2 protein-coding genes (1 of these 2 cut by a window edge) are annotated in these 26,881 nt (G+C 64.0%); both read right to left on the reverse strand.

What is annotated here, in order from left to right:
• Nucleotides 1-17,829 carry a non-ribosomal peptide synthase/polyketide synthase gene (locus tag ACRRSD_RS03250; protein ID WP_435037097.1) on the reverse strand — a complete coding sequence of 5,943 codons (17,829 nt, stop codon included), beginning with the start codon at nt 17,827-17,829 and terminating at the stop codon, nt 1-3.
• A protein-coding gene (locus ACRRSD_RS03255) for an amino acid adenylation domain-containing protein (protein WP_435037098.1) crosses the window boundary here: on the reverse strand, nt 17,826-26,881 show its 3' portion. Its footprint extends 3,961 nt past the window's final position; 9,056 of the gene's 13,017 nt are visible here — the last part of the coding sequence; the start codon falls outside the window, past its right edge — the gene reads right to left on this strand; the stop codon is at nt 17,826-17,828. Before ACRRSD_RS03255 ends, ACRRSD_RS03250 begins: the two co-directional genes overlap by 4 nt.

Genomic DNA, 26,881 nt, shown 5'->3' on the forward strand with positions numbered 1-26,881 from the left:
TCAGGAAACCACTTGGCCGGCCGGCACTTTCAGGCCGTCATGCCACCACGCCGCGAGACTGAAGACGTTGGGCGCCTTGAGAATCGTGAAGTGGTTGCCCGGCCCGTACCACACCGCCAGATCCGCAACCTGGTGCTGCCAGCCCTCGACCATCGCCGCTTGCTCGCGCTGATTGCCCCACGCATCCAGCGTCGGGTCATCGACCAGCGCCAGCCGCACCGGGCCCGTGTAGGCCAGTTTTGGTTGATAGACCGTGCGCAAGGCTGTGGCGAAGGTGCGGACCGGGCCATGCATCGCATCCGGTGCGGCGCGCTCCGACAGCACGCCCGCGTGCACCATCCCGGCATGCAGCAGGCGCATTTGGGTGGTGTCATCAGCGTCGGCGAACACCTGCGGGTCGATCTCCAGCGACTTGCCACTGGACAGTTGCAGGGTGTCGATCAAGCGCTCCAGCGCCGCCGTGCCGGTGTACGGTTTGCCCGCCGTGCCGTTGCCGCCCGGCGCTTCGCTGTCGATCAACGTCAGCGAAGCCACCTCGCGCCCGACCGCTTGCAACTGCGCCGCCATGGCATGCGCCACCCAACCGCCAAAGGAATGGCCGATCAGGTGCACCGGGCCTTGCGGGTAAGCCTGCGCGATCGCCTGCAGATAAAAAGCGGCAGCGGCCTCGACCTGACTGTGCGGCACACTGCTGCCGTCCAGCCCGCGCGGTTGCAGGCCGATGATCGGCCACTCCGGGCCAATCGCTTCGGTCAGATGAATGAACCCGGTGACGCTGTCACCCGCCCCCGGCACGCAGAAAATCGGCGCATGCCCCACGTGTCCGCTCTGGATCGTCAGCAGCGGCTGATACACCGCCGTGGCTGGCGCGACTACCGCCTCAAGTGCCTGAGTGATGGCCTGCCCCAACGCCTGAATATGCGGTTTTTTCATCATGCTGCGGTGATCCCCGGGAATGTCGATGCACTGCAACAGATGGCTGTCGAAGCGCTCCTCCCAACCCCGTGTCGGACTTGGCACAGACTGCCCGTCCATCAGCCCCTGAGCGCGGAACAGATGAATCGTCTGGTTCGCCGGGCTGACCCGGTAATGCGCCAGGGCCAAGCGATGCGCCGCTTCACGATCGAAGTAATGCCAGGCATCGGCCGCGCTCACCGTGGCCAGTTCCGGATCGGTCAGTTGCTGCGCCTGGCAACGCTGGAACAACGCGTGGAAATCCAGCTGTTCCATCTCGCCTTCCAGTGCCTCAACCGACGCCAGCGCGGCGGCGCCCTCAGCACCGAGCATCAGCGCACGCCCCCGGCAATGCCCGAGCAACTGGCGCTTGTCGAGATCCTTGCCGCTCCACATCGCCTTGTCCTGAGCCAGTGAGTTGGGCGCGTAGCTGTCGAGCAGGCCGATGAACTCCACTGCTTGATCCTGACCCAGCAATTGCTGGGCGACCTCATGGGCCAGCACCCCGCCGAACGACCAGCCCGCCAGACGATACGGCCCGAGTGGCTGCACTGATCGGATGATCCCGGCCATCCGCGTGGCCATGCATTCGATCGTGCGTAGCTGTGGCTGGCCCAGCGGCACGCCGGGCAGGCCGTAAATCGCAAACTCGCCGCCAATATGCTGCGCCAGCGTCGGGAAATACACGTCGCGACCACTGAATTCATGCACCAGAAACAGCGGCGTACCACGCTCCCCGGCACGCACCACGACCAGCCCTTCCGGCAGCCCGGCCATTTCGTCCTGAGCGAGCAACGCCGCCGTCGACTCGATGGTCGGGTGCTGGAACAGCTCGGCCAGGGACACCTGAATTCCGCCCCGTTGCAGCAGATTGACCAGCCGCACCGCGAGCAACGAATGCCCGCCCAATTCGAAGAAGTTGTCGTGACGCCCGACCTGCTCGACGCCAAGCACGTCCGCCCAGATCCGCGCCATCGCGGTTTCCACCTCGCCTTGCGGCGCCACATAAGGCCGGTTGATCACCGCGTCTGCACCCGGCTCCGGCAAGGCCTTGCGGTCGACCTTGTCGTTGGGGGTCAGCGGCAATGCGTCGAGCAAGACGAAGGCGCCGGGCACCATGTATTCCGGCAAACGCTGCAGCACATGCGCGCGCAGGACCTCCAGGCCCGGCGCTTGCACCCCGGCGCGCACGGTGTACCAGGCGACCAGACGCTCGTCGCGCACCATCACCACCACTTCGCGGAGCGCCGGATGCTCGATCAGTCGCGCTTCGATTTCACCCGGCTCCAGACGCAAGCCGCGCAGCTTGATCTGGAAGTCGTTGCGCCCGAGAAATTCCAGATCGCCGTCGTTGTTGTAGCGCGCCAGATCGCCGGTGCGGTACAGCCGGTCACCGGCCACGAACGGGCTGTCGATGAAACGCTCGGCCTGCATCTGCGGCAAGCCGTGATACCCGCGCGCCACACCCACGCCGCCAATGTGCAACTGGCCGCTGACACCTTGCGGTACCGGTTGATCGTAAGCATCGAGGACGTACAAGCGCGTGTTGCTCAGCGCCTTGCCGATCGGCACCACGCTGTGCGGCACCGGCTGATCCGGTTCAAGCGTCCAGCCGCTGCTGTCGACCGTGGTTTCGGTAGGGCCGTAAACGTTGTGCAAACGCACCCACGGCAGGCGATCGCGCACCTGCCGCGCCAGCGCCGCGCTGAGTTCGCCGCCACCGTTGAGCACATCGGTGAGGCTGGTGCACTGGCTAACGTCGGCCTGCTCAATGAAGTCCTGCAGCAGCGCCGGCACGAACTTGACCACAGTTACGTTGTGCTCGCGGATCGCCTGCACCACATAAGCTGAATCGCGGTTGCCATCTGGCCGCGCCAATACCAGACGCAGGCCGGAACACAGCGGCCAGAAGATCTCCCACACCGAGCTGTCGAAGCTGAACGGGGCCTTTTGCAGCAACGCACCGTGCTCGGTCGGCGCGCTGATCTGCGAACCCCAATGCACCATGTTGCAAGCGCTGCGATGCTCGATCATCACGCCTTTCGGCAGGCCGGTGGAGCCGGAGGTGTAGATCATGTAGGCGAGGTTCGAGGCGCTCAGGCCCGGCACCTGCAAATCATGATCAGGCAGCTGTTGCCAATGACCTCGATCGAGGTCGATCAAGGTCGTTGCAGGCGAGTCGAACAGCGAACGCGTCGACGCTTGCACCAGCAGCGCAACCGGCGCGCTGTCCTTGAGCATGTAGGCCAGACGTTCCGCCGGGTACCCCGGATCCAGCGGCACATACGCCCCGCCCGCCTTGAGAATACCGAGCAGACCGACCACCAGATCCAGCCCGCGCTCGACGCAGATCGCCACCTGTGAATCCGGTTGCACACCGTGTTCGCGCAAGTGATGCGCCAGTTGATTGGCCCGCGTATTGAGTTGGCGATAGGTGAGGCACCCGGCTTCGGACTGCACGGCAATGGCCTCGGGTTTAGCCCGTACCTGCGCTTCAAACAAGCAGTGCAACGGCTGTTCGAGTGGGCAATCGACTTCGCTCGCGTTGAAGTCGTGCAACAGGCGCTGACGTTCGTCCTGCGCCAGCAACGGCACCTGCTCCAGCAGCGTTTGCTCATCGCTCACCAGCGCAGCGAGCAAGCGCTGGAAGTAGCCGACGAAACGGCGCACCGTCGATTCATCGAACAACGCCGTGGCATAACGCAGCGAACCGCGAACGCCATCGGCGCTATCGCCGAGACTCAGCGACAGGTCGAACTTCACAAAGTGGCTTTCCCCCGCCACGCCTTCCAGCGTCAGGTCGCCAAGTTGCAGGCTCGGGCCGTCATTGTTGTCCCAGCTCAGCAGGGTCTGGAACAACGCGCTGTGGGCCAGACTGCGCAGCGGTTTGCTGATGTCCACCACGTGTTCGAACGGCAGATCCTGATGCGCCTGCGCCGCCAGGGTTTGCGCCTTGACCCGCGCCAGCAACGCTTCGCCGCTGAGTGCGCCAGAGGTGTCGATGCGCAGCGCCAGGGTGTTGACGAACATACCGATCAAGCCTTCGATCTCGGCGCGGGTGCGGTTGGCCACTGGTGAGCCGATGACCACGTCGGTCTGCCCGGACAGGCGACTGAGCAGCATTGCCCAGGCGCTGAGGATCACCATGTAAGGCGTGACAGCGCGACGTTGGCAAAGCGCTTTCAGTCCGCGACTCAGCGGCGCGCCCAGCACCACGTCGACATGGCTGCCGGCAAAATCCTGTTGTGCCGGACGCGGGCGATCGGTCGGCAGCGTGAGCAATGCCGGCGCACCAGCGAGGTTCCGCTGCCAGTAATCGCTCTGCTGTTGCAAAACCTCACCGCTGAGCCAACGGCGTTGCCACACCGCGTAATCGCTGTACTGCAGCGCCAGCGCTGGCAGCGGGTCTTGCTGGTCCTGGCTGAAAGCCTGATACAACGCCGCCAGCTCACGGGTCAGCACGCCCATCGACCAGCCGTCGGAGACGATGTGATGCAGGGTCAGCAACAGCACATGGTGATCGTCGGCCAGACGCACCAGGCGTCCGCGAATCAGCGAATCGCGAGCAAGATTGAACGGTGCACTGGCTTGCTCCTCGATCAGCCCACGCAAGGCGTTGTCGGCCTGTGGGTGCTGGCGCAAATCTTCAACTGGCAGCAACAGACCCGTATCGGCCGGCAAGATCAGCACTTGCGCTTGGTCGTCGATCTGAGTGAAGCGACTGCGCAGGGTTTCGTGGCGCTCGACAATGCGCGCCAGTGCCCGTTGCAGCGCGTCTTCGTCCAGACGCCCGCGCAGACGCAGGCCCAGCGGGATGTTGTACGCCGTGTTGCCACCGTCCATTTGCGCGAGGAACCACAGGCGCTGTTGCGCGAACGACAGCGGCAGCGCTTGATCACGCGCTGCCGGCACAATCTCCGGTAACGTGCTGCGCGCGGCCCGGCTCAACACTTGCGCCACGGCCGCCAACTCTGGATTGGCGAACAGCTCGGCCAGGGTCAGCTCGACGTCCAGCTGTTGGCGGACCTGCGACAGCATGCGCATCGCCAATAACGAATGCCCGCCCAACTCGAAGAAGTTGTCGTGTCGGCCCACCTGCTCAACCTGCAACAACCCGGCCCAGATGCGTGCCAGGTTTTCCTCCAGCGCCGTGACCGGCGCCACATAGACCCGGCTGAGCATGGCGGCCTGTGTCGGCGGCGGCAGCGCCTTGCGGTCGATCTTGCCGTTGTTGTTCAGCGGCAATGCCTCCAGTTGCACCCACGCCGTCGGCACCATGTACTCCGGCAAGCGCGCCGACAGTTGAGCGTGCAGCTCAACGCTGTCGAGTTGCCCTGCGTGCGCGGTGTAATAGGCGACCAGACGCGGGGCCTCCGGAGCGTCGCGGCGTGCCAAAACCACGGCCTCCTTGATCCCCGCACAGTTCAGCAAACGGTTTTCGATCTCGCCCAGCTCGATGCGGAAACCACGGATTTTCACCTGATCGTCGTTGCGCCCGACGCAATCGAGTTGCCCCGGCGCCAGCCAGCGCGCGAGGTCGCCGGTGCGATACAGCAACGCGTCGGGTTTATCGCTGAACGGATCACGGAGGAATTTCTCGGCAGTCAGATCCGCGCGGTTCAGGTAACCCAGCGCCACGCCCTGCCCGCCGATATACAGCTCGCCGGTCACGCCCATCGGCACGGGTTGCTGATGCGCATCGAGCACATACACCTGGGTGTTGGAAATCGGCCCGCCAATCGGCACGCTCTCGGCGTTTTCCGCCACCGCTTGCACTTCGAACGTCGTGGCGTAAGTGGTGGTTTCGGTCGGGCCGTAGCAATGCACGATGCGCAGTTGCGGCGCCTCGGCCAGTAGCGTACGGAACGCCGCCGGATCCCCGCGCTCGCCACCGCAGAGCAGAATGCGCAGGCCTTTGAGCGCCTGCGGAATCAACTGCACGTACTGGTTGAACAGCGCGGTGGTGACGAACAGGATTGTCGCGCCAGTGGCACTCAGTTCGCGGCCAAAGGCCTGCGGTTCGAGCAGGGTCTGATGGTCAATGATCACCACGCGACCACCGTTGAGCAGCGGGCCCCAGATGTCCATGGTGCTGGCGTCGAACGCCGGGTTTGAGGCGAACACCACGCGATCCTGCGCATTGAAATCAGCGTAACCGTTGTTGAGCACCAAACGGCCAATGCCACGGTGCGGCACCATCACGCCCTTCGGCGTGCCGGTGGAACCGGAGGTGTACATGATGTACGCCAGCGACTCCGAGGACTGCACAAGATTGGGGTTATGCGTGGGTTGATCGCTGAGTTTCAGCCTGTCCAGATCGATACGCGACGCGGCGTAATCGATGACTTCGCCGCTGAGGGTCAGCAGCGCGGCCGCCCGGCAATCCTCGACCATGAACGCCTGACGTTCGCTCGGCGCATGGATGTCCAGCGGCACATAAGCCGCCGCGCACTTGGCAATCGCCAGTTGCGCCACCAGCAGTTCCAGCGAACGTGGCAGTAGGATCGCCACATGATCCCCCGGTTGCACGCCTTGGCCGATCAGATGATGAGCCAGACGGTTAGCCTGCGCGTTCAGTTCGAAATAACTCAGCGCTTGCGCGCCATGCACCGCCGCCACAGCCTTTGGATGCGCCGCCGCTTGTTGCTGGAAAATCCCGTGCACGGTCAGGGTCTGGGGGTAATCGCGCGTGGTGGCGTTGAACTCGACGAGCAAGCGCTGACGTTCCTCCGCCGCCAGTAACGGCACATGTTCGAGGACTGCGTGATCATCGCTGACCATCGTCTGCAACAGACGCTGGAAGTAACCGACAAAGCGGCGGATGGTCGATTCGTCGAACAACGCCGTGGCGTAGTTCAGCGAGCCGCGAATCACGCCGTTGACCTCGCCCAGGGTCAGCGTCAGGTCGAACTTGGCGACATCGTCCGGCGCGGCGACGCCTTCCAGCGCCAACTCGCCCAGCGCCAGTTGCGGGCCGACGCTGCTGTCCCAGCTCAGCGAGGTCTGGAACAACGGGCTATGGGCCAGGCTGCGCACCGGCCGGGTGATTTCCACCACCTGCTCGAACGGCAGATCCTGATATGCCTGCGCCTCCAGTGTCCGCGCCTTGACCCGCGCCAGCAGCGCTTCGACGCTCGGCGCGCCCGAGGTATCGATGCGTAGCGCCAGGGTGTTGACGAACATGCCGATCAAGCCTTCGATTTCCGCGCGGGAGCGGTTGGCCACGGGCGCGCCGACCACCACATCGGCTTGTCCGGACAGGCGACTCATCAGCAGTGCCCAGGCACTCGTCAGGGTCATGAACAGGGTCACGCCATGGCGCTGGCTCAGGGTTTTGAGTTCGGCGCTCAGGTTTGAGTCCAGCACGACTTCGAGGTGGCTGCCGGCATAGTCCTGTTGCGCCGGGCGCGGACGATCGGTAGGCAGCGTCAACAACGCCGGCGCGCCGTCGAGGGTCTGCTGCCAGTATTCGCTTTGCCGTTGCAGCACTGCACCGCTGAGCCAGCGTCGTTGCCACACGGCATAGTCGCCATATTGCAGCGTCAGTTCCGGCAGCGGATCGGGCTGACCCTGGCTGAACGCCTGATACAACGCCATCAACTCGCGGGTCAGCACGCCCATTGACCAACCGTCAGCGACGATGTGATGCACGGTCAACAGCAGCACATGGTGGTTGTCGGCCAGACGCAGCAACTGTCCACGAATCAGCGAATCGTTCTGCAGATCAAACGCGGTCGAAGTTTCCTGGGTCATCAACCGCTGCAAGGTGTGTTCGGCCTGCGGCAGTTGGCGCAGATCTTCTACGCGCAACAGCAAACCGTTATCGACCGGCGCAATCGACACCTGCGCGGTGTCGTCGTGGGAGATGAAACGGCTGCGCAGGGTTTCGTGGCGGGCCACGATGCGCGCCAGCGCTGCTTGCAGTGCATCGACGTCGAGGTCACCGCGCAGGCGCAGGGCGATGGGGATGTTGTACGCCGAGTTGCCGCCCGCCATTTGCGCCAGGAACCACAGGCGTTGCTGGGCGAAGGACAAGGTGCCGTCGCGCGTTACCGGGACAATCGACGGCTGGGCGCTGCGCTCGGCACCCGCCAGGCACTCGGCGACCGCCGCCAGTTCAGCATTGGCGAACAGATCCGCCAACGCCAACTCCAGCCCCAACCGTTGCCGGACCTGCGCGACCATGCGCATTGCCAACAACGAATGCCCGCCGAGTTCGAAGAAATGATCATGGCGCCCTACCCGTTCGACCTGCAGCACCTCGGCCCAGATCTGCGCCAGGATGGTTTCGGTCTCGCCCTGCGGCGCGGCGTAGTCGCGGGTGAACAGCGCAGCCAGATCCGGTTTCGGCAACGCCCTGCGGTCGACTTTGCCGTTGGCCGTCAGCGGTAATGCGTCGAGCCGCACAAAAGCGCCCGGCACCATGTATTCCGGCAGTTGCGCCAGCAGATGCGCACGCAGCTCGCCGACGTTCAGCGACTCGCCTTGCGCGGTTTCGGTGAAATACGCCACCAGTCGCGCCTGGCCGGGTTGGTCTTCACGGGCCAACAGCACGGCGTCCTGAATCCCCGGCAACTGATTGAGGCAGGTTTCGATCTCGCCCAGTTCGATGCGCACGCCACGGATTTTCACTTGATCGTCATTGCGCCCCAGGTATTCCAGCGTACCGTCCTCGCGCCAGCGTGCGAGGTCACCGGTGCGATACATACGCGCGTTCGGCATAGGGCTGAACGGGTCGCGCAAAAAACGCTCGGCGGTCAGTTTCGGGCGGTTCAAATAGCCACGGGCGACGCCGGCACCGCCAACGTACAACTCGCCCATCACCCCCAGTGGCACAGGACGCTGCTGCTCATCGAGCAGGTAAACACTGGCATTGCTCAGCGGTTTGCCGATGTGCAGCACTTGCCCGGCCTCGATCAACCCGGACGTGGCAACCACCGTGGCCTCGGTCGGACCGTAGTTGTTGATCACCTTGAAAGGCTGCTCGCGGCTGAACTGGCGCAGTCGGTCACCACCGATCAGCAAGGTTTTCAGGGTTGGATGCGCCTGCTCCTGGCTGAAGGCGTACTCGGCCACCGGGGTCGGCAGGAAGCTCACGTCCAGCGGCTGCGCGCGCCACCAGTCGAGCAGCGCATCGATGTCCTCGTTGCCATCGTGGGCCGGCGCCAGATGCAGGGTCGCGCCGACACACAACGCCGGCCAGACTTCCCAGGCCATGGCGTCGAAACCGAACCCGGCCAGGCTTGAAGTGTGGCTGCCGGCGCGCAGATCGAACGCCGCACAATGCCAGTCGAGCAGATTGCTCAGGGTGCGGTGCTCGACCATCACGCCTTTGGGCAGTCCGGTGGAGCCGGAGGTGTAGATCACATACGCCAGGTGTTGCGGCGTCAGCGCCGGCACTGACGGCGTGTCGATTCTGCTGCTTGGCCACTGGCGCAAATCGAGGTCGATCAACGGCACTGGCAGCTCGGGCAGGCGTGCGCGCAGTGCGCTTTGGGTCAACACTGCAACCGGCGCGCTGTCCTCCAGCAGATAGTTCAGCCGCTCGGTTGGATGCGCCGGGTCCACCGGCACATAACCGGCGCCCGCCTTGAGAATCGCCACCAATCCGACCAGCGTATCGAGCCCGCGACGGGCCACGATGGCCACACGATCATCAGGCCGCACACCCGCTTCGATCAGGTGATGCGCCAAGGCGTTGGCCTGGTGGTCGAGTTCGGCATAACTCAGGCTCGCGCCAGCAAAAAACGCTGCCGGTGCGTGCGGTCGCTCAGCCACTTGCTGCTCGAAACGCTGAACGATGGTCAACCCTTGAGGGTAATCGGCGTAGGTGCTGTTAAAGGCGATCAACAGCTGCTCGCGCTCAGCGGCCGGCAGGATCGACAAGCGTTCGAAGCCTTGATGCGGTGCCTGTTCCAATGCCTGCACAAGGCTGTGCAAGGCACGTTGCAGATAGTCGCAGGTGCGCCGTGCGTCGATGCCGGCACCGGCCAATGCGCTCAGGCTGAAGCCTTCGCCGAGATCGTCGACGCTAAGGGTCAGGCGATAGTTGCTGTGTTCCTCGGCTTGCAGCAATTGCATGCCCTGCCACGCCGCCGCAGCCTCGGCCGAACTCGAAGACGCCGAAGCCCCGTGACGATAATTGAACAAAGTGCTGAACAGCGGCGTGGTCGGCGCCATCGCGCTGCAATGCTGGATGCGCGCCAGTTGTGCGTGTTCGTGCTGGAGCAATTGGCTCAGCCGTTGATGGGTGGCCAAAGCTGCGCCTTTGACGCTGTGCGCGGCCAGATCGATGCGCATCGGCAAGGTATTGATAAACACCCCGAGCGCACGCTCGGCACCCTCGCCGCCGTGCAAACGGCCGAGCAGGACCGTGCCGAACACCACATCGGCGCGGCCCGACAATTGCCCGAGCACCTGCGCCCAGGCCAGGTGCATCAGACTTGCGGCGCTGACACCCAGGCGCCGCGCCTGCTGGCGGATGTCGCGGCTCAGACCGAGGTCGATGGTCAACCGGGCCTGCTCGACCAGCCCATCCTTTGCCGGGGTCTGGCCGTAGGGCAAGGTTGGCTCATCGACGTCGCCGAGCATGTCGCGGAAGAAGCTTTCATGCTGCTCATCGCGCATCCCGGCCAGGGTCTGCGCCACGTAGTTTCTGTATGGCACCGACTCGGCGAGACGTTGTGGCTGGCCGCTGAGGAAGGCCTGCATTTCGTGTTGCAGTACCTCCAGCGCGACGTGATCCATCACCAGATGATGGAACAGCAGCAACGCGACAACCCGCTGATTGACCGCGTCCCACGCGTGAACCACGCGCATCAGCGGCGCCTGATTGACGGCCATGCGGTAATGACCGGCATCGAAGCGAGCGCGCAACTGCGCCAGTGCATCGCCGCTCGCGCCCTCCAGCACAATAGTCTCGCAGACCAGCGACGCCTGACGCCAAACCACTTGCACCGGGTCTTCGAGGCCTTCCCAGAAAAGCGAAGTGCGCAGGATGTCATGGCGTTGGATGACTTTCTGCAAGGCCTCGGTGAAGGCGTTCAGGCGCTGTTCATCGGCAAACGCAAACTGTGCCTGCAACACGTAGGGGTCGCCCTGAGCGGCCGACAGGTGATGGAACAGAATGCCCGTCTGCAACGGCGCCAGCGGGTAGATGTCCTGCACATTAGCCGCGCCGCCGGGGATGCTGGCAACGATGCGGTCAAGGCTTGCTTGATCGAGCGTTACCAGTGGCAGCAGTTGCGGCGTGATACGCGTGCAGTCCGGCGTAATGCGATTGGCCGGGACCGCGGCTTGCGGCTCGCCACCGACGGCCGCCGCCAGCGCGGCGAGCGTCGGCTGATTGAACAGCACGCGAATGTCGGCGCTGAGACCGGCACGACGCATCTTCGCCAGCAGATTCACCGCCAGCAGCGAGTGCCCGCCCAGTTCAAAGAAGTGGTCGTGACGCCCCACCCGTTCCACGTTGAGCAATTGCGCCCAGAGCGCGGCGAGCAGGGTTTCCACTTCGCCGACCGGCGCCTCGTATTCACGCGTGACCAGCGCCGTCAGATCCGGTGCTGGCAGCGCCTTGCGTTCGAGTTTGCCGTTAGCGCTTAGCGGCAATGCATCGAGATGCACGAATACGCCAGGCACCATGTAGTCCGGCAGGTGCTCCAGCAGATGGCTGCGCAGCACTTCGATGTCCAGCCGTTCGCCGGTGTAATACGCGACCAGACGCTTGTCGCCGGGCACGTCTTCGCGGGCCAGCACCACCGCTTCCTGCACCCCCTCGATCTGGGTCAGGCGCGCCTGGATTTCCCCCAGCTCGATGCGCAAGCCACGGATTTTCACCTGATCGTCGTTACGGCCCAGGTATTCAATGTTGCCGTCAGCCAGATAGCGGGCAACGTCGCCAGTGCGGTACATACGGCCGTTGGCCTGGAACGGATTGTCGAGGAAGCGTTCCGCGCTCAGTTCTGGTCGATTGAGGTAACCACGGGCCACCTGCACGCCACCGATGTACAACTCACCGACAACGCCTAGCGGCACCGGTTGTTGTTGGCCATCGAGGATGTACATGCGGGTGTTGGCGATCGGTTTGCCGATCGGCGTGTTGTCCGGGGTTTGCTCCAGCGGCCCGGCGCAATTCCACGCGGTCACGTCGACGGCGGCTTCGGTCGGGCCGTATAGGTTGTGCAACGCACTGCCCGGCAATTGCCGTTTGAACCGCCGCACCAGACTGCCCGGCAATGCTTCGCCGCTGCACATCACCTGACGCAGTCCCGAGCAGCGCACGGTGTCGCCATGGGCAAGGAACACGTCGAGCATCGATGGCACGAAGTGCAGCGTGGTAATCCGTTCTTTTTCGATAATTTCGCTGAGATAGAGCGGGTCCTTGTGCCCACCGGGTTGCGCCATGACCAGACGTGCGCCGGTCATCAGCGGCCAGAAAAACTCCCACACCGACACGTCGAAGCTGAACGGCGTCTTCTGCAACACCGTGTCTGCCGCCGTCAGTGGATAGGCGTCCTGCATCCACAGCAAACGGTTGACCACCGCGGCATGTTCGTTGATCACGCCTTTTGGCTGGCCGGTCGAACCGGAGGTGTAGATCACGTACGCCATATGTTGCGGGGTCAGCTCGGCGATGGGCAGCGTATCGCTCGGCAGCGACTGCCAGTGCGGTTGATCGAGATCGATCAGCGGCACGGCGACGTCACCAAGCAGCCCGCGAGTAGAACCTTGCACCAGCACCGCCAGCGGCGCGCTGTCGTCCAGCATGTAGGCCAGACGTTCCAGCGGATATGCCGGGTCCAGCGGCACATAACCACCGCCAGCCTTGAGGATCGCCAGCAGGCCGATGACCATGTCCAGACCGCGCTCGACACAGATCGCCACCCGCGAATCCGCCTGCACGCCCAAGCCGCGCAGGTGCCGCGCCAGCTGGTTGGCCTTGGCGTTCAGCTCGGCATAGCTCAGGCGCTGCTCCCCGGCGAGCACCGCCGGAGCCTGTGGCGTGCGGGCCACTTGCGCCTCGAACAGACCGTGGAGGGTCTGCTCAAGGTTGTAATCCACCGTCGTGGCATTGAAATCATTCAACAGGCGTTGCTGTTCGTCCTCTGCCAGCAGCGGCACGTGTTCCAGCACCGTTTGATCATTGGCCACCATCGCCTGCAACAGACGCTGGAAATAACCGGCGAAACGCAGCACCGTGGCCTCGTCGAACAGCGCCGTGGCGTACTCCAGCGAACCACGAATCACACCGTTGGACTCACTCAGGTTCAATGACAGATCAAACTTGGCGAAGTGACTCGGCTCGGCCACGCCTTCCAGGGTCAAATCACCGAGGGCCAGCGCCGGGCCTTGCAGCCCGTCCCAACTGAGCAACGTCTGGAACACCGGGCTGTGCGCCAGACTGCGCAGTGGCCGGGTGATTTCCACCACTTGCTCGAACGGCAGATCCTGATGCGCCTGGGCTTGCAGCGTCAGGGCCTTGACCCGCGCCAGCAGCGCTTCGACGCTGAGTTCGCCCGAGGTGTCGATGCGCAGGGCCAGGGTGTTGACGAACATGCCGATCAAACCTTCGATCTCGGCGCGGGTGCGGTTGGCCACGGGCGAACCGATCACTACTTCCGACTGACCGGACAAACGACCGAGCAGCATCGCCCAAGCGCTCATCAGCGTCATGTACAGCGTCACGCCATGGCGCTGGCCCAGCGCCCTGAGGCCGGCACTCAAGCGTTCATCGAGCACCACGTCGACGCTGCTGCCGGCGTAGTCCTGCTGCGCCGGTCGAGCACGATCGGTCGGCAACATCAACAACGCCGGAGCGCCCGCCAGCGTCTGCTGCCAGTATTCGCTCTGGCGCTGCAACACCTCGCCACTGAGCCAGCGCCGCTGCCACACCGCGTAATCGGTGTATTGCAGTGCTAGCGGCGGCAGTGGATCCGGCTGCCCCTGACTGAACGCCTGATACAGCGCCATCAGTTCACGGGTCAGAACCCCCATCGACCAGCCGTCGGAGATGATGTGGTGCAGGGTCAGCAGCAGCACATGATGATCGTCGGCCAGGCGCACCAGTCGTCCGCGAATCAGCGCGTCATCCTGCAAATCGAACGGCCCGGACGCTTCGCCCTGAATCAATGCCTGCAAGGCTTGCTCGGGTTGCGGGTGGTGGCGCAGGTCTTCGACGCGCAGTAACAGGCCGCTGTCGACCGGAGCGATCAGCACCTGTGCCTGATCATTGAACTGGGCGAAACGGCTGCGCAGGCTTTCATGGCGGGCCACGATCCGCGCCAGTGCGCGCTGCAGGGCATCGTCGTCGAGGCGACCGCGCAAGCGCAGGGCCACGGGAATGTTGTACGCGGTGTTGGCGCCTTCCATTTGCGCCAGGAACCACAGGCGTTGCTGGGCGAACGACAGCGGCAAGGCGCCGTCACGCGGCACCGGCACAATCGCTGGTTGCGTGCAGCGCCCGGCCGCGCTCAGTACCGCAGCGACCGCCGCCAGTTCGGCGTTGGCGAACAGCTCAGCCAGCGCCAGTTCGACGCCAAGCCGTTGCCGCACTTGCGAGACCATGCGCATCGCCAGCAGCGAATGGCCGCCGAGTTCGAAAAAGTGATCCTGACGCCCGACCCGCTCGACCTGCAACACATCGGCCCAGATCTGCGCCAGCGCGACTTCCACCTCGCCTTCGGGCGCCGCATATTCGCGGGTGAACAACGCCGACAGCTCCGGCACCGGCAAGGCTTTGCGGTCAACTTTGCCATTGGCGGTCAACGGCAACGCGGCGAGTTTGACGAACGCCACCGGCACCATGTACTCCGGCAAGCGACTCAGCAATTGCGCGCGCAGCTCACCGACCGGCAGCGCTTCGACCTGCGCCTGTTCTGTGAAATACGCTACCAGGCGCGCCTGGCCGGGTTGGTCCTCGCGGGCCAGCAGCACGGCTTCCTGAATCCCCGGCAACTGATTGAGGCAGGTCTCGATTTCGCCCAGCTCAATGCGCACGCCACGGATTTTCACCTGATCGTCGTTACGCCCCAGGTAGTCGAGCGTGCCGTCCTCGCGCCAGCGTGCGAGGTCACCGGTGCGGTACATGCGCGCGTTCGGCACGCGACTGAACGGGTCACGCAGAAAACGCTCGGCGGTCATTTCCGCTCGATTGAGGTAACCACAGGCAACACCCGCGCCGCCGACGTACAGCTCGCCCGCCACGCCCATCGGCACCGGGCGCTGGTGTTCATCGAGCAGGTACACCGTGGCGTTGCTTATCGGTTTTCCGATGTGCAGCACGTGCCCGGCCTCGATCAATCCAGACGTGGCAACGACCGTGGCCTCGGTCGGGCCATAGTTGTTGATCACGTCGAAATGCTGATTGCGATTGAACTGGCGCAAGCGGTCGCCGCCGATCAGCAGCGTGCGCAGGGTCGGGTGTTCGAGGTTCTGGCTGAAGGCGTATTCAGCCACCGGCGTCGGCAGAAAGCTCACGTCCAGCGGTTGCGCCCGCCACCACGCCAATAACGCGTCGATGTCTTCGTTGCCGTCGTGGGTTGGCGCCAGATGCAGCGTCGCGCCGGCGCACAGGGCCGGCCAGACTTCCCAGGCCATCGCGTCGAAACCGAAACCGGCAAGGCTGGAGGTGTGGCGACCGGCGCACAGGTCGAAGGCCGTGCAGTGCCAATCGACCAGATTGTTCAAGGTGTGATGCTCGACCATTACGCCTTTGGGCAGGCCGGTTGAGCCGGAGGTGTAGATCACGTACGCGAGATGTGCGGCGGTCAGGCCCGGCACCTGCGGATTGAGCGTGCAGTTCAGTGGCCAGGTGCAGCGGTCGAGGTCGATCACCGGCACGTCCAGCGCCGGCAAGCGCTCACGCAGATCGGTCTGGGTGAGGACCACCACCGGGGCGCTGTCGCCCAGCAGATAGTGCAAGCGCTCGGCCGGGTGCGCCGGATCGACCGGCACGTAACCGGCACCGGCCTTGAGAATCGCCACCAGCCCGATCAGCGTATCGAGCCCGCGGCGGGCGACGATGGCCACGCGATCATCGGGTTTGACCCCGCGCTCGATCAGGTGATGCGCCAGGGCATTGGCGTGACGGTTGAGTTCGGCGTAGGTCAACTGCGCGTCGGCAAACACTGCCGCCAACGCTTCCGGCCGCTGCGCGACTTGAGCTTCAAAGCGTTGCTGCAGAGTCTGAGCCGGCGCAAAACTCATTTGCGTCGCGTTGAAACCGACCAGCACGTGCTCAAGCTCCGCTGCCGGCAGAACCGGTAACTGATTGACCGGCGTTTGCGGCGCCTGCTCCAGTGCCAGCAGCAGATGTTCCAGTGCGCAGTGCATGTAGGCGCAAATCCGCTGCGGGTCGATTTGCGTGCTCGCCAGCAAGGTCAGACTGAACGCATCGCCGAGGTCATCGACGCTCAGGGTCAGCGGATAGTTGGTGCGCTCCTCAGAGTGCAGGGTGGCAATGCCCTCCCACGCCGCCAGCGTTTCAGCGCTGGCCGTGCTGACATTGTGGCTGTGGCGGTAATTGAGCAGGGTGCTGAACAGCGGCGTCGGCGCGACCACGTTGCTGCAGCGCTGGGCCAGTGCCAGCGGCGCGTATTCATGGCGCATCAACGTGGTCAGCCGCGCATGGGTGGCGTTGACGGCGGCGCGCACGTCGGTGCTGTCGACATTTACCCGCAACGGCAAGGTGTTGATGAAGATCCCCAGCGCTCGGTCGACCGCTTCGGCGCCTTGCATGCGCCCCATCAGCACCGTGCCGAACACCACCTGTTGCTTACCGGTCAACGCTGCCAATACCTGGGCCCAACCGAGGTGAAACAGGCTCGCGACGCTTACCCCGAGCTGGCGTGCCTGGGCGCGCAAACGCTGGCCCAACAGCGGTTCGATGGGCTGGCTCAATTCGGCAATCTCGCTGCCATCACCCTGCACATCTTGCAAGCCGTACGGCAACGTCGGCTCGTCGATGTCGCTGAGCATGTCGCGGAAAAACGCCTCGTGTTCGGCTTCGCTAATCCCCAGACGCGCCTGCGCCACGTAATTGCGGAACGGCACCGGCCGCCCCAACGACTCGCGCTGGCCGCTGAGGCAGGCGCGCATTTCATGCCGCACCACGTCGAGGGCCGAGTGGTCGAGGGCCATGTGGTGGAACAGCAACGTCGCAATCACCCGTTGCCCGGCGGCGTCCCAGGCATGGGCCAGGCGCAAAAGCGGTGCGCGGCTGACGTCGAGGCGAAAGTGTCGGGCGTCGAACCGCTCGTGCAGGGATGCCAGCACATCGCTGTCAGCATCAGGCACCTCGATTTCTTCCACCGGCAATTCGGCGCGGCGCCAGACCACCTGCACCGGGGCGTCGAGGCCTTGCCAATGCACCGAGGTGCGGAGAATGTCATGACGATCGATCACCGTTTGCAATGCTTGCGCGAACGCTTGAAAACGTTCACGGCTGGCGAAAGCGAACTGCGACTGCATGACATACGGATCGCCTTCACCGCCACTGACGTGGTGATAAAGAATGCCTTCCTGCAACGGCGCCAGCGGGTAGATGTCCTGCACATTCGCCGCGCCACCGGGCACTTGCGCCACGAGGTGGTCGATGCTGGCCTGATCCAGCTCGACCAGGGTCAGCATCGACGGGGTGATCTGCGTGGCGTCGGCAGCGATGCCGTTGACCGGCACCTCGACCTGACCGGCCTTGGTCGCCGTGTATTGCCCGGCCTTGATCAGCTCTATCAGCGCCGGTTTGTGTTCGCGCAACAGCGCCAGCAACGCCGGATCGCTCAAGGCCTGCTTGTTGCCGTTCACCCGCAGCTGATCATCGGTGACCGCTAGGTGGATGTCTTTAGCCTTCAATGTGGCCAACAGTTCGATCACGTTCACAGGACGATCTCCATTCGTTCGGTAATTGCGGCGTAGCCGGCCAGGGTCGGATGTTCGAACAGCGACCTGACATCGGCTTCCATGCCTTCCTGACGCAACCGGCCGATCAGACTGACCGCCAGCAGCGAGTGACCACCCAGCTCAAAAAAGTGATCGTGACGCCCTACCCGTTCGACGTTGAGCAGTTCGGCCCAGAGCCGTGCGAGGGTGATTTCGACGTCGCCGACCGGGGCTTCGTATTCGCGTATTTTCAGCGCTTGCTGATCCGGCGCCGGCAGCGCCTTGCGGTCGAGCTTGCCGTTGGGGCTCAGCGGCAAAGCGGCGAGATGCACGAACACGGCGGGTACCATGTAGTCCGGCAAATGCTCGAGAAAATGACTGCGCAGCAGGTCGATATCCAAGCGCTCGCCGGTGTAATACGCGACCAGACGTTTGTCGCCGGGCACGTCTTCTCGGGCGACCACCACGGCCTCCTGCACACCTTCGATCCGGGCAAGCCGCGCCTGAATTTCGCCCAGTTCAATTCGCAGACCGCGGATCTTCACCTGATCATCGTTACGCCCCAGATACTCGATATTGCCGTCCGACCGATAACGGGCGACGTCGCCTGTGCGGTACATGCGCTCGTGCGGATGAAACGGATCATCGAGGAAGCGTTCGGCCGTCAGTTGCGGCCGGTTCAGATAACCACGCGCCACCTGCACGCCAGCGATGTACAACTCGCCGATCACACCTTGCGGCACCGGCTGTTGATGCGCATCGAGGATGTACATCCGGGTGTTGGCGATCGGTTTGCCGATTGGCGTGTTGTCCGGGGTCTGCTCGATCGATCCGGCGCAATCCCAAGCGGTGACGTCGACGGCGGCCTCGGTCGGGCCGTAGAGGTTATGCAACTTGCTGCCGGGCAATTGCAGCTTGAAGCGCCGCACCAGACTGCCCGGTAACGCCTCGCCGCTGCACATCACCTGACGCACACCGTCGCAGCGTGTAGTGTCGCTGTTGGCGAGGAACACGTCGAGCATCGACGGCACAAAGTGCAGTGTGGTGATGTGTTCGCGCTCGATGACTTCGCTCAGATACTGCGGATCCTTGTGTCCGCCAGGCTGCGCCATGACCAGTCGCGCGCCGGTCATCAGCGGCCAGAAGAACTCCCACACCGACACGTCAAAGCTGAACGGGGTTTTCTGCAACACCGCATCGGCCGCCGTCAGCTGATAGGCGTCCTGCATCCACAGCAAGCGGTTGACCACACCGGCATGCTCGTTGACCACGCCTTTGGGTTGGCCGGTCGAACCGGAGGTGTAGATCACGTAGGCACTGTGTTGGGGCGTCAGCGTCGCGATTTGCGGATTGTCGGCAGGCAAGGATTGCCAGGTGTTCTCGTCAAGATCGACCACTGCCGCTTTGACATCCCCTAGCAGCCCGCTGATAGTCCCGTGTACCAGCACCACGGCCGGTGCGCTGTCCTCGAGCATGTAAGCGAGGCGCTCCGGCGGATAGGCCGGGTCCAGCGGCACATACGCGGCGCCGGCCTTGTTGATCGCCAGCAGGCCGATGACCATCTCCAGGCTGCGTTCGACGCAGATCGCCACGCGCGAATCTACCTGCACACCAAGGCTGATCAAGTGCCGGGCCAAGCGGTTGGCGCGCTCGTTCAGCTGCGTGTAGCTCAATGCCTGTTCGCCGGCGACGACGGCCACAGCCTGCGGCGTACGCTGCACTTGCGCTTCGAATAAACCGTGCAGCGTCTGCTGCAAATCGTAATCGACGCCGGTGGCGTTGAGGCCGAACAACAACGCCTGCCGCTCCTCGTCCGGCAACACCGTCAAACGATTCAACGGTTGCTGTGGTGTCTGCTCCAACGCCTCAGCCAGCGCAACCAGCGCGTTCTGCATGAACTGGCTGATGCGTGCTGCGCCGATACGCGACGGGGTCATCACCGTCAGTTGGAAGCCGCTGCCGAAATCGTCGACGTTGAGGGTCAACGGGTAATTGGTGCGTTCCTCGCCGGCAAGGGACTCGATGCCCTGCCAGGATTCAAGCTTGGCGTTTTTTCGGGCCTCATTGTCGCTGTGCCGGTAGTTGAGCATTGCACTGAACAGCGGCGACGGCGCCGCGACACCGCTGCAACGCTGGGCCAATGCCAGCGACGCATGTTCGTGGGCCAACAGCGCACTGAGCCGCGCATGGGTGGCCTTGACCCCGGCGCGCACGTTGCTTTCGTCAACATCCACACGCAATGGCAAGGTGTTGATGAACATGCCTAGCCCGCGATCCGCGCCCGCCCCGCCCTGCATGCGGCCCAGTAGCACCGTGCCGAACACCACCCGATCCTGAGCGGACGTTGCCGCCAGCACCCGTGCCCAAGCGAGATGGAACAGGCTGGCAACGCTGACACCGAGCAATCGCGCCTGACTGCGCAAACGCTGCGCCACCGCTATTGGCAGCGGCTGGCAGACTTCCTCGATGTCATTGCCGTCGCCGTGCACATCCTGCAAACCGAACGGCAGTGTCGGTTCGTCGATGTCGCCGAGCATCTCGCGGAAGAATGCTTCGTGCTCTTGTTCGCTGACGCCAAGGCGAGTCTGCGCGACATAATTGCGGTACGGCACAGCGGCCACCGGCAGTTGCTCATCACCCTGCAAAATCGCCTGCATTTCTGCGCTGACCACCGCCAGTGCGGTGTGGTCCATGGCGATGTGGTGGAACAACAGCATGGCAACCACGCGCTGATTATCCGGGTCGAGGGCATACACCAAACGCAGCAGCGGTGCCTGATCCAAGTCCAGACGCCAGTGCCGCGCATCGAAGCGCGCCCGCAACTGATCGATGGCTTCGCCCTGCGCGGGCTCCAGCGCCACGGCTTGAACCGGCAGCTCGGCCTGACGCCAGACCACTTGCACCGGCGCCGCCAGCCCTTGCCAGACAATCGACGTGCGCAGGATATCGTGCCGCGCCATGACCTGACGCAGCGCCGCAGCGAACCCTTGAAAACGTTCAATACTGTCAAACGCCATACACGATTGCAGCAGGTACGGATCGCCTTTTACGGCGCTGAGGTGGTGATACAGAATCCCTTCCTGCAACGGCGCCAGCGGATAAATGTCCTGCACGTTGGCCGCGCCACCCGGCACCGTGGCGACGATGCGCTCGAGGCTGGCCTCATCCAGTTGTACCAGCGTCAACATTTCCGGGGTGATCTGTGTGCAATCGGCGGGAATCAGATTGTCCGGCACTACAACCTCGCGACCACTACCCACCGCCGCCGCCAGCGCGGCCAGGGTCGGCTGGCTGAACAGCACGCGCACGTCGGTGCTCAGATCGACCTGACGCATGCGTTCGATCAAGGTCACCGCCAGCAATGAATGCCCGCCCAGTTCAAAGAAGTTGTCGTGACGGCCGACCTGTTCGACCTTGAGGACGTCCGACCAGATCTGCGCCAGGGCGATTTCCACCGAACCTTGCGGGGCGGCATATTCGCGGCTCAGCCACGCCGTTTGATCCGGCTCCGGCAACGCCTTGCGGTCGAGTTTGCCGTTAGCGGTCAGCGGCAGTGCTGACAGACGCACGTAAGCGGCGGGCACCAGCGCTTGCGGCAACTGCGCTTGCAGATGACTGCGCAAATCCTCGATGTCGACGTTCAGGCGTTCGGTAAACCACGCCAGCAACTGCCCGTCGCGCACCAGCACCACGCAATCCTGCACGGCCGCGTGACGACTCAACGCCGCTTCGATTTCGCCCAGCTCGATGCGCACGCCGCGCAGTTTGACCTGATCATCGTTGCGCCCCAGGTATTCGATGGTGCCGTCGGCGAGCCAGCGTGCGAGGTCACCGGTGCGGTACATGCGCGCCTGCGGTTCGTCGCTGAACGGATCGTCGAGGAAGCGCTCGGCAGTCAGCTCGGGCCGATGCAGATAACCGCGCGCTACACCGGCACCGCCGACGTACAACTCGCCGGCGACGCCGACCGGTACCGGGCGCTGCTGGTCGTCGAGCAGGTAAATCTTCGCGTTGGCCATTGGCCGACCGATGTGCAGCACCTGCCCGACCTCGACTGCGCCGGAGGTGGCGACCACCGTGGCTTCGGTCGGGCCGTAGTTATTGATCACCGCGAACGTCTGCTCGCCCGGCAACTGGCGCAGTTTGTCGCCACCGATCAACAGCGTGCGCAAGGTCGGATGACCGAGGTCGCGACTGAACGCATATTCGGCGACCGGCGTCGGCAGGAAACTCACCTGCAGCGGCTGCGCGCGCCACCATGCCAGCAACTCGTCGAGGTTTTCGTTGCTCACCGATTGCGGCGGCAGATGCAGGGTCGCGCCGACACACAACGCCGGCCAGACTTCCCACGCCATGGCGTCGAAGCCGAAGCCGGCCACGCTCGAGGTGTGACTGCCGGCGCGCAGGTCAAAGGCCTCGCAGTGCCAGTGCACCAGGTTCTCCAGCGTCGCGTGTTCGACTATCACGCCTTTCGGCTGGCCGGTGGAGCCGGAGGTGTAGATCACATAGGCCAGATGCGCCGGGGTCAGCGTCGGCAAATGCGGATTGCTGTCGGACAGCTGTTGCCAGGCGGGGTGGTCCAGATCAATCAGCGGCACTGCGCCGAGCAAATCAGCCGTTGCAGCCTGCGCCAGCACCGCTATCGGCGCGCTGTCCTGCAACAGATAGGCGATGCGCTCCGCCGGGTACGCCGGATCGACCGGCACATAACCGGCGCCAGCCTTGAGGATCGCCAGCAACGCGACGAGCATGTCCGGGCCACGGCGCAGACACACGGCGATGCGGTCATCGGGCTGCACGCCGAGGCCGAGCAAGTGATGGGCCAGGCGATTGGCACGCTGATTGAGCTGAGCGTAGGTCAGTTGCTGCGCGCCCTGAACCACAGCCAGTGCGTCCGGTTGCTGCTCGGCTTGAACCTCGACCAAACGCTGAATCGTCGCACCACGCGGATAGGCCGCCGAATACTGGTTGAAGCCGACCAGCAAGTGTTCGTATTCCGCCACCGAGAGCACCGGCAGCCGGTTGAGCGGACGTTGCGGCGCCTCTTCCAGTGCCGTTACCAGATGTTCCAGTGCGGTGTGCATGTAACTGCAAATCCGTTGCGCACCGATCTCGGCGACTGCCAGCACGTCGAGGGCAAACCCTTCGCCCAGATCATCCACCGACAGGGTCAGCGGATAATTGCTGCGCTCCTCACCGCCAAGCATGCGCACGCCCTGCCAGATACCCTGGCCGTCGCGCAGCTGCTGCTCGGCGGCACTGTGTCGATAGTTAAGCAGCGCGCTGAACAGCGGCGCCGAACCGGCCATGGCACTGCACCGCTGGGCCAGCGCCAGTGACGCGTGTTCATGGCCGAGCAGCGCTGTCAGCCGCGCATGGGTGGTTTTCACCCCGGCGCGTACGCCTTCAGCGAGATCAACCCGCAGCGGCAAGGTATTGATGAACACCCCCAGCGTACGGTCGGCACCCTCGCCGCCCTGCATCCGCCCCATCAACACCGTGCCGAAGACCACGTCGCGGCGCCCGGAGACCACGCCCAGCACCTGCGCCCAAGCCATGTGCATCAGGCTCGCCGGGCTGACACCCAACTGCCGGGCCTGTTCACGCAGGCGCCGATTGAGCCCGGCATCGACCGCTTGCAGCGCTTCTTCGATGCCACGCCCGTCGCCCTGAACATCCTGCAGACCGAAGGGCAAGGTCGGTTCGTCGATATCGCCGAGCATCTCGCGGAAGAACGCTTCGTGTTCCTGCTCATTGGCACCCAGACGTGCCTGCGCCACGTAATTGCGGTACGGCATCGGTGGCGTCAGCGTGTCGACCTGATCGAACATCAACGCGTGCATTTCCCGACCGATCACGTCCATGGCGGTGTGGTCGAGAATCGAGTGATGGAACAGCACGATGGCGACCACTTGCTGGTGCAACGGATCCTCGGCGTAGACCATGCGGATCAACGGCGCCTGCGTCAGGTCGAGGCGGTAATGCCGGGCATCGAAACGCGCGTGCAACTGCTCGAGAATGTCGCCGTCCTGCGCGTCCAGCGGCACCTTTTGCACAACCATCTGCGCCTGACGCCAGACCACTTGCTGCGGGCTCGGCAAGCCTTGCCAGACCACGCTGGTGCGCAGAATGTCGTGGCGGGCGATGACCTGCTGCAAGTGCTCAGCGAAACTGTGCAGACGTTCAAGACTGTCGAAAGCCAAGCGCGATTGCAGCAAGTACGGATCGCCCTGTTCGGCACTGAGGTGGTGATAAAGAATGCCTTCCTGCAACGGTGCCAGCGGGTAGATGTCTTGCACATTGGCGGCACCGCCCGGCACCGTCGCAACAATACGATCAATGCTGGCCTGATCCAGCGTGGTCAGGGTCAGCATGTCCGGGGTGATGTGCGTGCAATCGGCCGCAATCAGATTGGCCGGCACTGCGATTTCCCGACCACTGCCCAAGGCACGCGCCAGCGCGGCGAGGCTCGGCTGGTTGAACAGCACGCGCACATCGGCGCTCAGTCCGGCCTGACGCATACGCTCGATCAGGCTCACCGCCAACAGCGAATGGCCGCCGAGTTCGAAGAAGTTATCGTGACGACCGATCTGTTCGATGTTCAGTACGTCGGCCCAGATCTGTGCCAGCGCTACTTCAACCGGGCCTTGCGGCGCCTCATATTCACGGCTGAGCCACGCGTCCTGATCCGGCTCGGGCAAGGCCTTGCGATCAAGTTTGCCGTGGGCCGTCAGCGGCAGGCTGTCCAGGCGCACGTAAGCGGCCGGTACCAACGTCTCCGGCAAGAGTGCTTGCAGATGCTGGTGCAAGTCGCCGATCTCGACAGATTCGCTTACGGTGAACCAAGCGACCAGACGCCCGTCACGCACCAGTACCACGCACTCGCGAACCGCATCATGTGCGCTCAGCGCCGCCTCGATTTCGCCCAGCTCAATCCGTACACCGCGCAGTTTCACCTGGTCGTCGTTGCGTCCCAGGTATTCGATATTGCCGTCATCCAGCCAGCGCGCAAGGTCGCCGGTGCGGTACATCCGCGCGTGCGGTTCGTCGCTGAACGGGTCGTCGAGGAACTGTGTGGCAGTCAGTTCCGGGCGATTCAGATAACCCCGTGCAACCCCGGCGCCGCCGATATACAACTCGCCTTGCACGCCAGTCGGCACTGGCTGTTGCTGACGGTCCAGCAGGTAAATCCGCGCATTGGCAATTGGCCGGCCGATGTGCAGAACCTGCTCGGATTCGATGCGCCCGGAAGTCGCTACCACCGTGGCTTCGGTGGGGCCGTAGTTATTGATCACGTCAAACGTCTGGTTACGCGGGAACTGGCGCAACTTGTCGCCACCGATCAGCAGCGTGCGCAAGGTCGGATGGCCCAGCTCACGACTGAATGCGTATTCGGCAACCGGGGTCGGCAGGAAACTCACCTGCAAGGGCTGCGCGCGCCACCATTCGAGCAGTTCGTCGAGGTGTTCATTTTTGATCGAGGGCGGTGGCAGATGCACGGTCGCACCAACGCACAGCGCGGGCCAGACTTCCCAGGCCATGGCATCGAAACCGCAACCGGCGACGCTGGCGGTGTGGCTGCCGGCGTGCAGATCGAAGGCTTCGGCATGCCAGTGCACAAGGTTTTCCAGCGTGCGATGCTCGACCATTACACCTTTCGGTTGCCCGGTAGAGCCCGAGGTGTAGATCACGTAGGCCAGATTCGCCGGGGTCAGCCTCAACACTGCCGGGTTGTTGTCAGGCAGGTGCCGCCATTCGCTGGCGTCCAGATCAATCACCGGTACAGCGCCCAACAGGTCGCGTGTCGACGTCTGCGCCAGCACCGCGATCGGGTCGCTGTCCTGCAACAGGTAGGCGATGCGTTCAGCCGGATAGTCCGCATCGATCGGCACATAACCGGCGCCGGCCTTGAGAATCGCCAACAGCGCAACCAGCATGTCCGGGCCGCGACGCAGGCACAGCGCAACACGGTCATCGCTTTGCACGCCGAGGCCAATCAAGTGATGGGCGAGACGATTAGCACGCTGATTCAGTTCGCGGTAGCTGAGCTGTTGCTCGCCCTGCACCACCGCCAGCACCTCGGGATGTGCCGCCGCTTGCGCTTCAAACAAACGCAGTATGGTCTGCGCAGGCGGATATTCACGACCGCTGATATTGAAGCCAACCAGCACCCGTTGCCGCTCGCCCGGCGACACGATCGACAGCTGCTGCAACGGCGCCTGCGGCGTGTACTCCAGCGCCGTCACCAGGCTGTGCAAAGCGGTTTGCAAGTAATCGCAGACCCGCGCACCGTCCACCTGCGGCACGGCTTGCACGTTCAGGCGGAACCCCTCGCCGAGGTCATCGACACTGACCACCAGCGGATAATTGCTGCGCTCGCGCGAGCTGAGAATCTGCACGCCATCCCACGCTACGGCGGCCGACTCGGGCGCACTGTGGCGGTAGTTGAGCAAAGTGCTGAACAGCGCCTGCGAGCCGACGACAGCGCTGCAACGCTGGGCCAGCGCCAGCGAGGCTTGCTCATGGCCGAGCAACTGCGCCAGGCGTGCATGGGTCGCACGCACGCCGCTCTCTACCGAATCCGTACCGACGCTGACGCGTAACGGCAAGGTGTTGATGAACATGCCCAGCGCCCGATCAGCGCCCTCCCCACCTTGCATGCGTCCGAGCAATACGGTGCCGAACACCACGTCTTGCTGGCCGGACACCTGCGCCAACACCTGAGCCCAGGCCTGATGCACCAGACTCGCCACGCTGACACCCAGGCGCCGCGCCTGCTCGCGCAGACGTTGGCCGAGGCCCGCGTCCAGTTCTGATTGGCTGTCGAGGATGGCGCTGCCGTTGCCGTGCACGTCCTGCAGACCGAAAGCCACGGTTGGCTCGTCGATGTCGGCGAGCATCTCGCGGAAGAACGCTTCGTGGGCCTGATCATCAGCACCGAGCCGCGCCTGCGCGACAAAGTGGCGGTATTGCACCGGCGGCGGCAGGTCGCTGCTTCGGCCCAGCATGACGTCGTTCATTTCCGCGACCAGCACTTCAAGTGCGGTGTGAT

The sequence above is a fragment of the Pseudomonas neuropathica genome, assembly GCF_051174785.1.
Taxonomy (GTDB): Bacteria; Pseudomonadota; Gammaproteobacteria; order Pseudomonadales; family Pseudomonadaceae; genus Aquipseudomonas; species Aquipseudomonas neuropathica_A.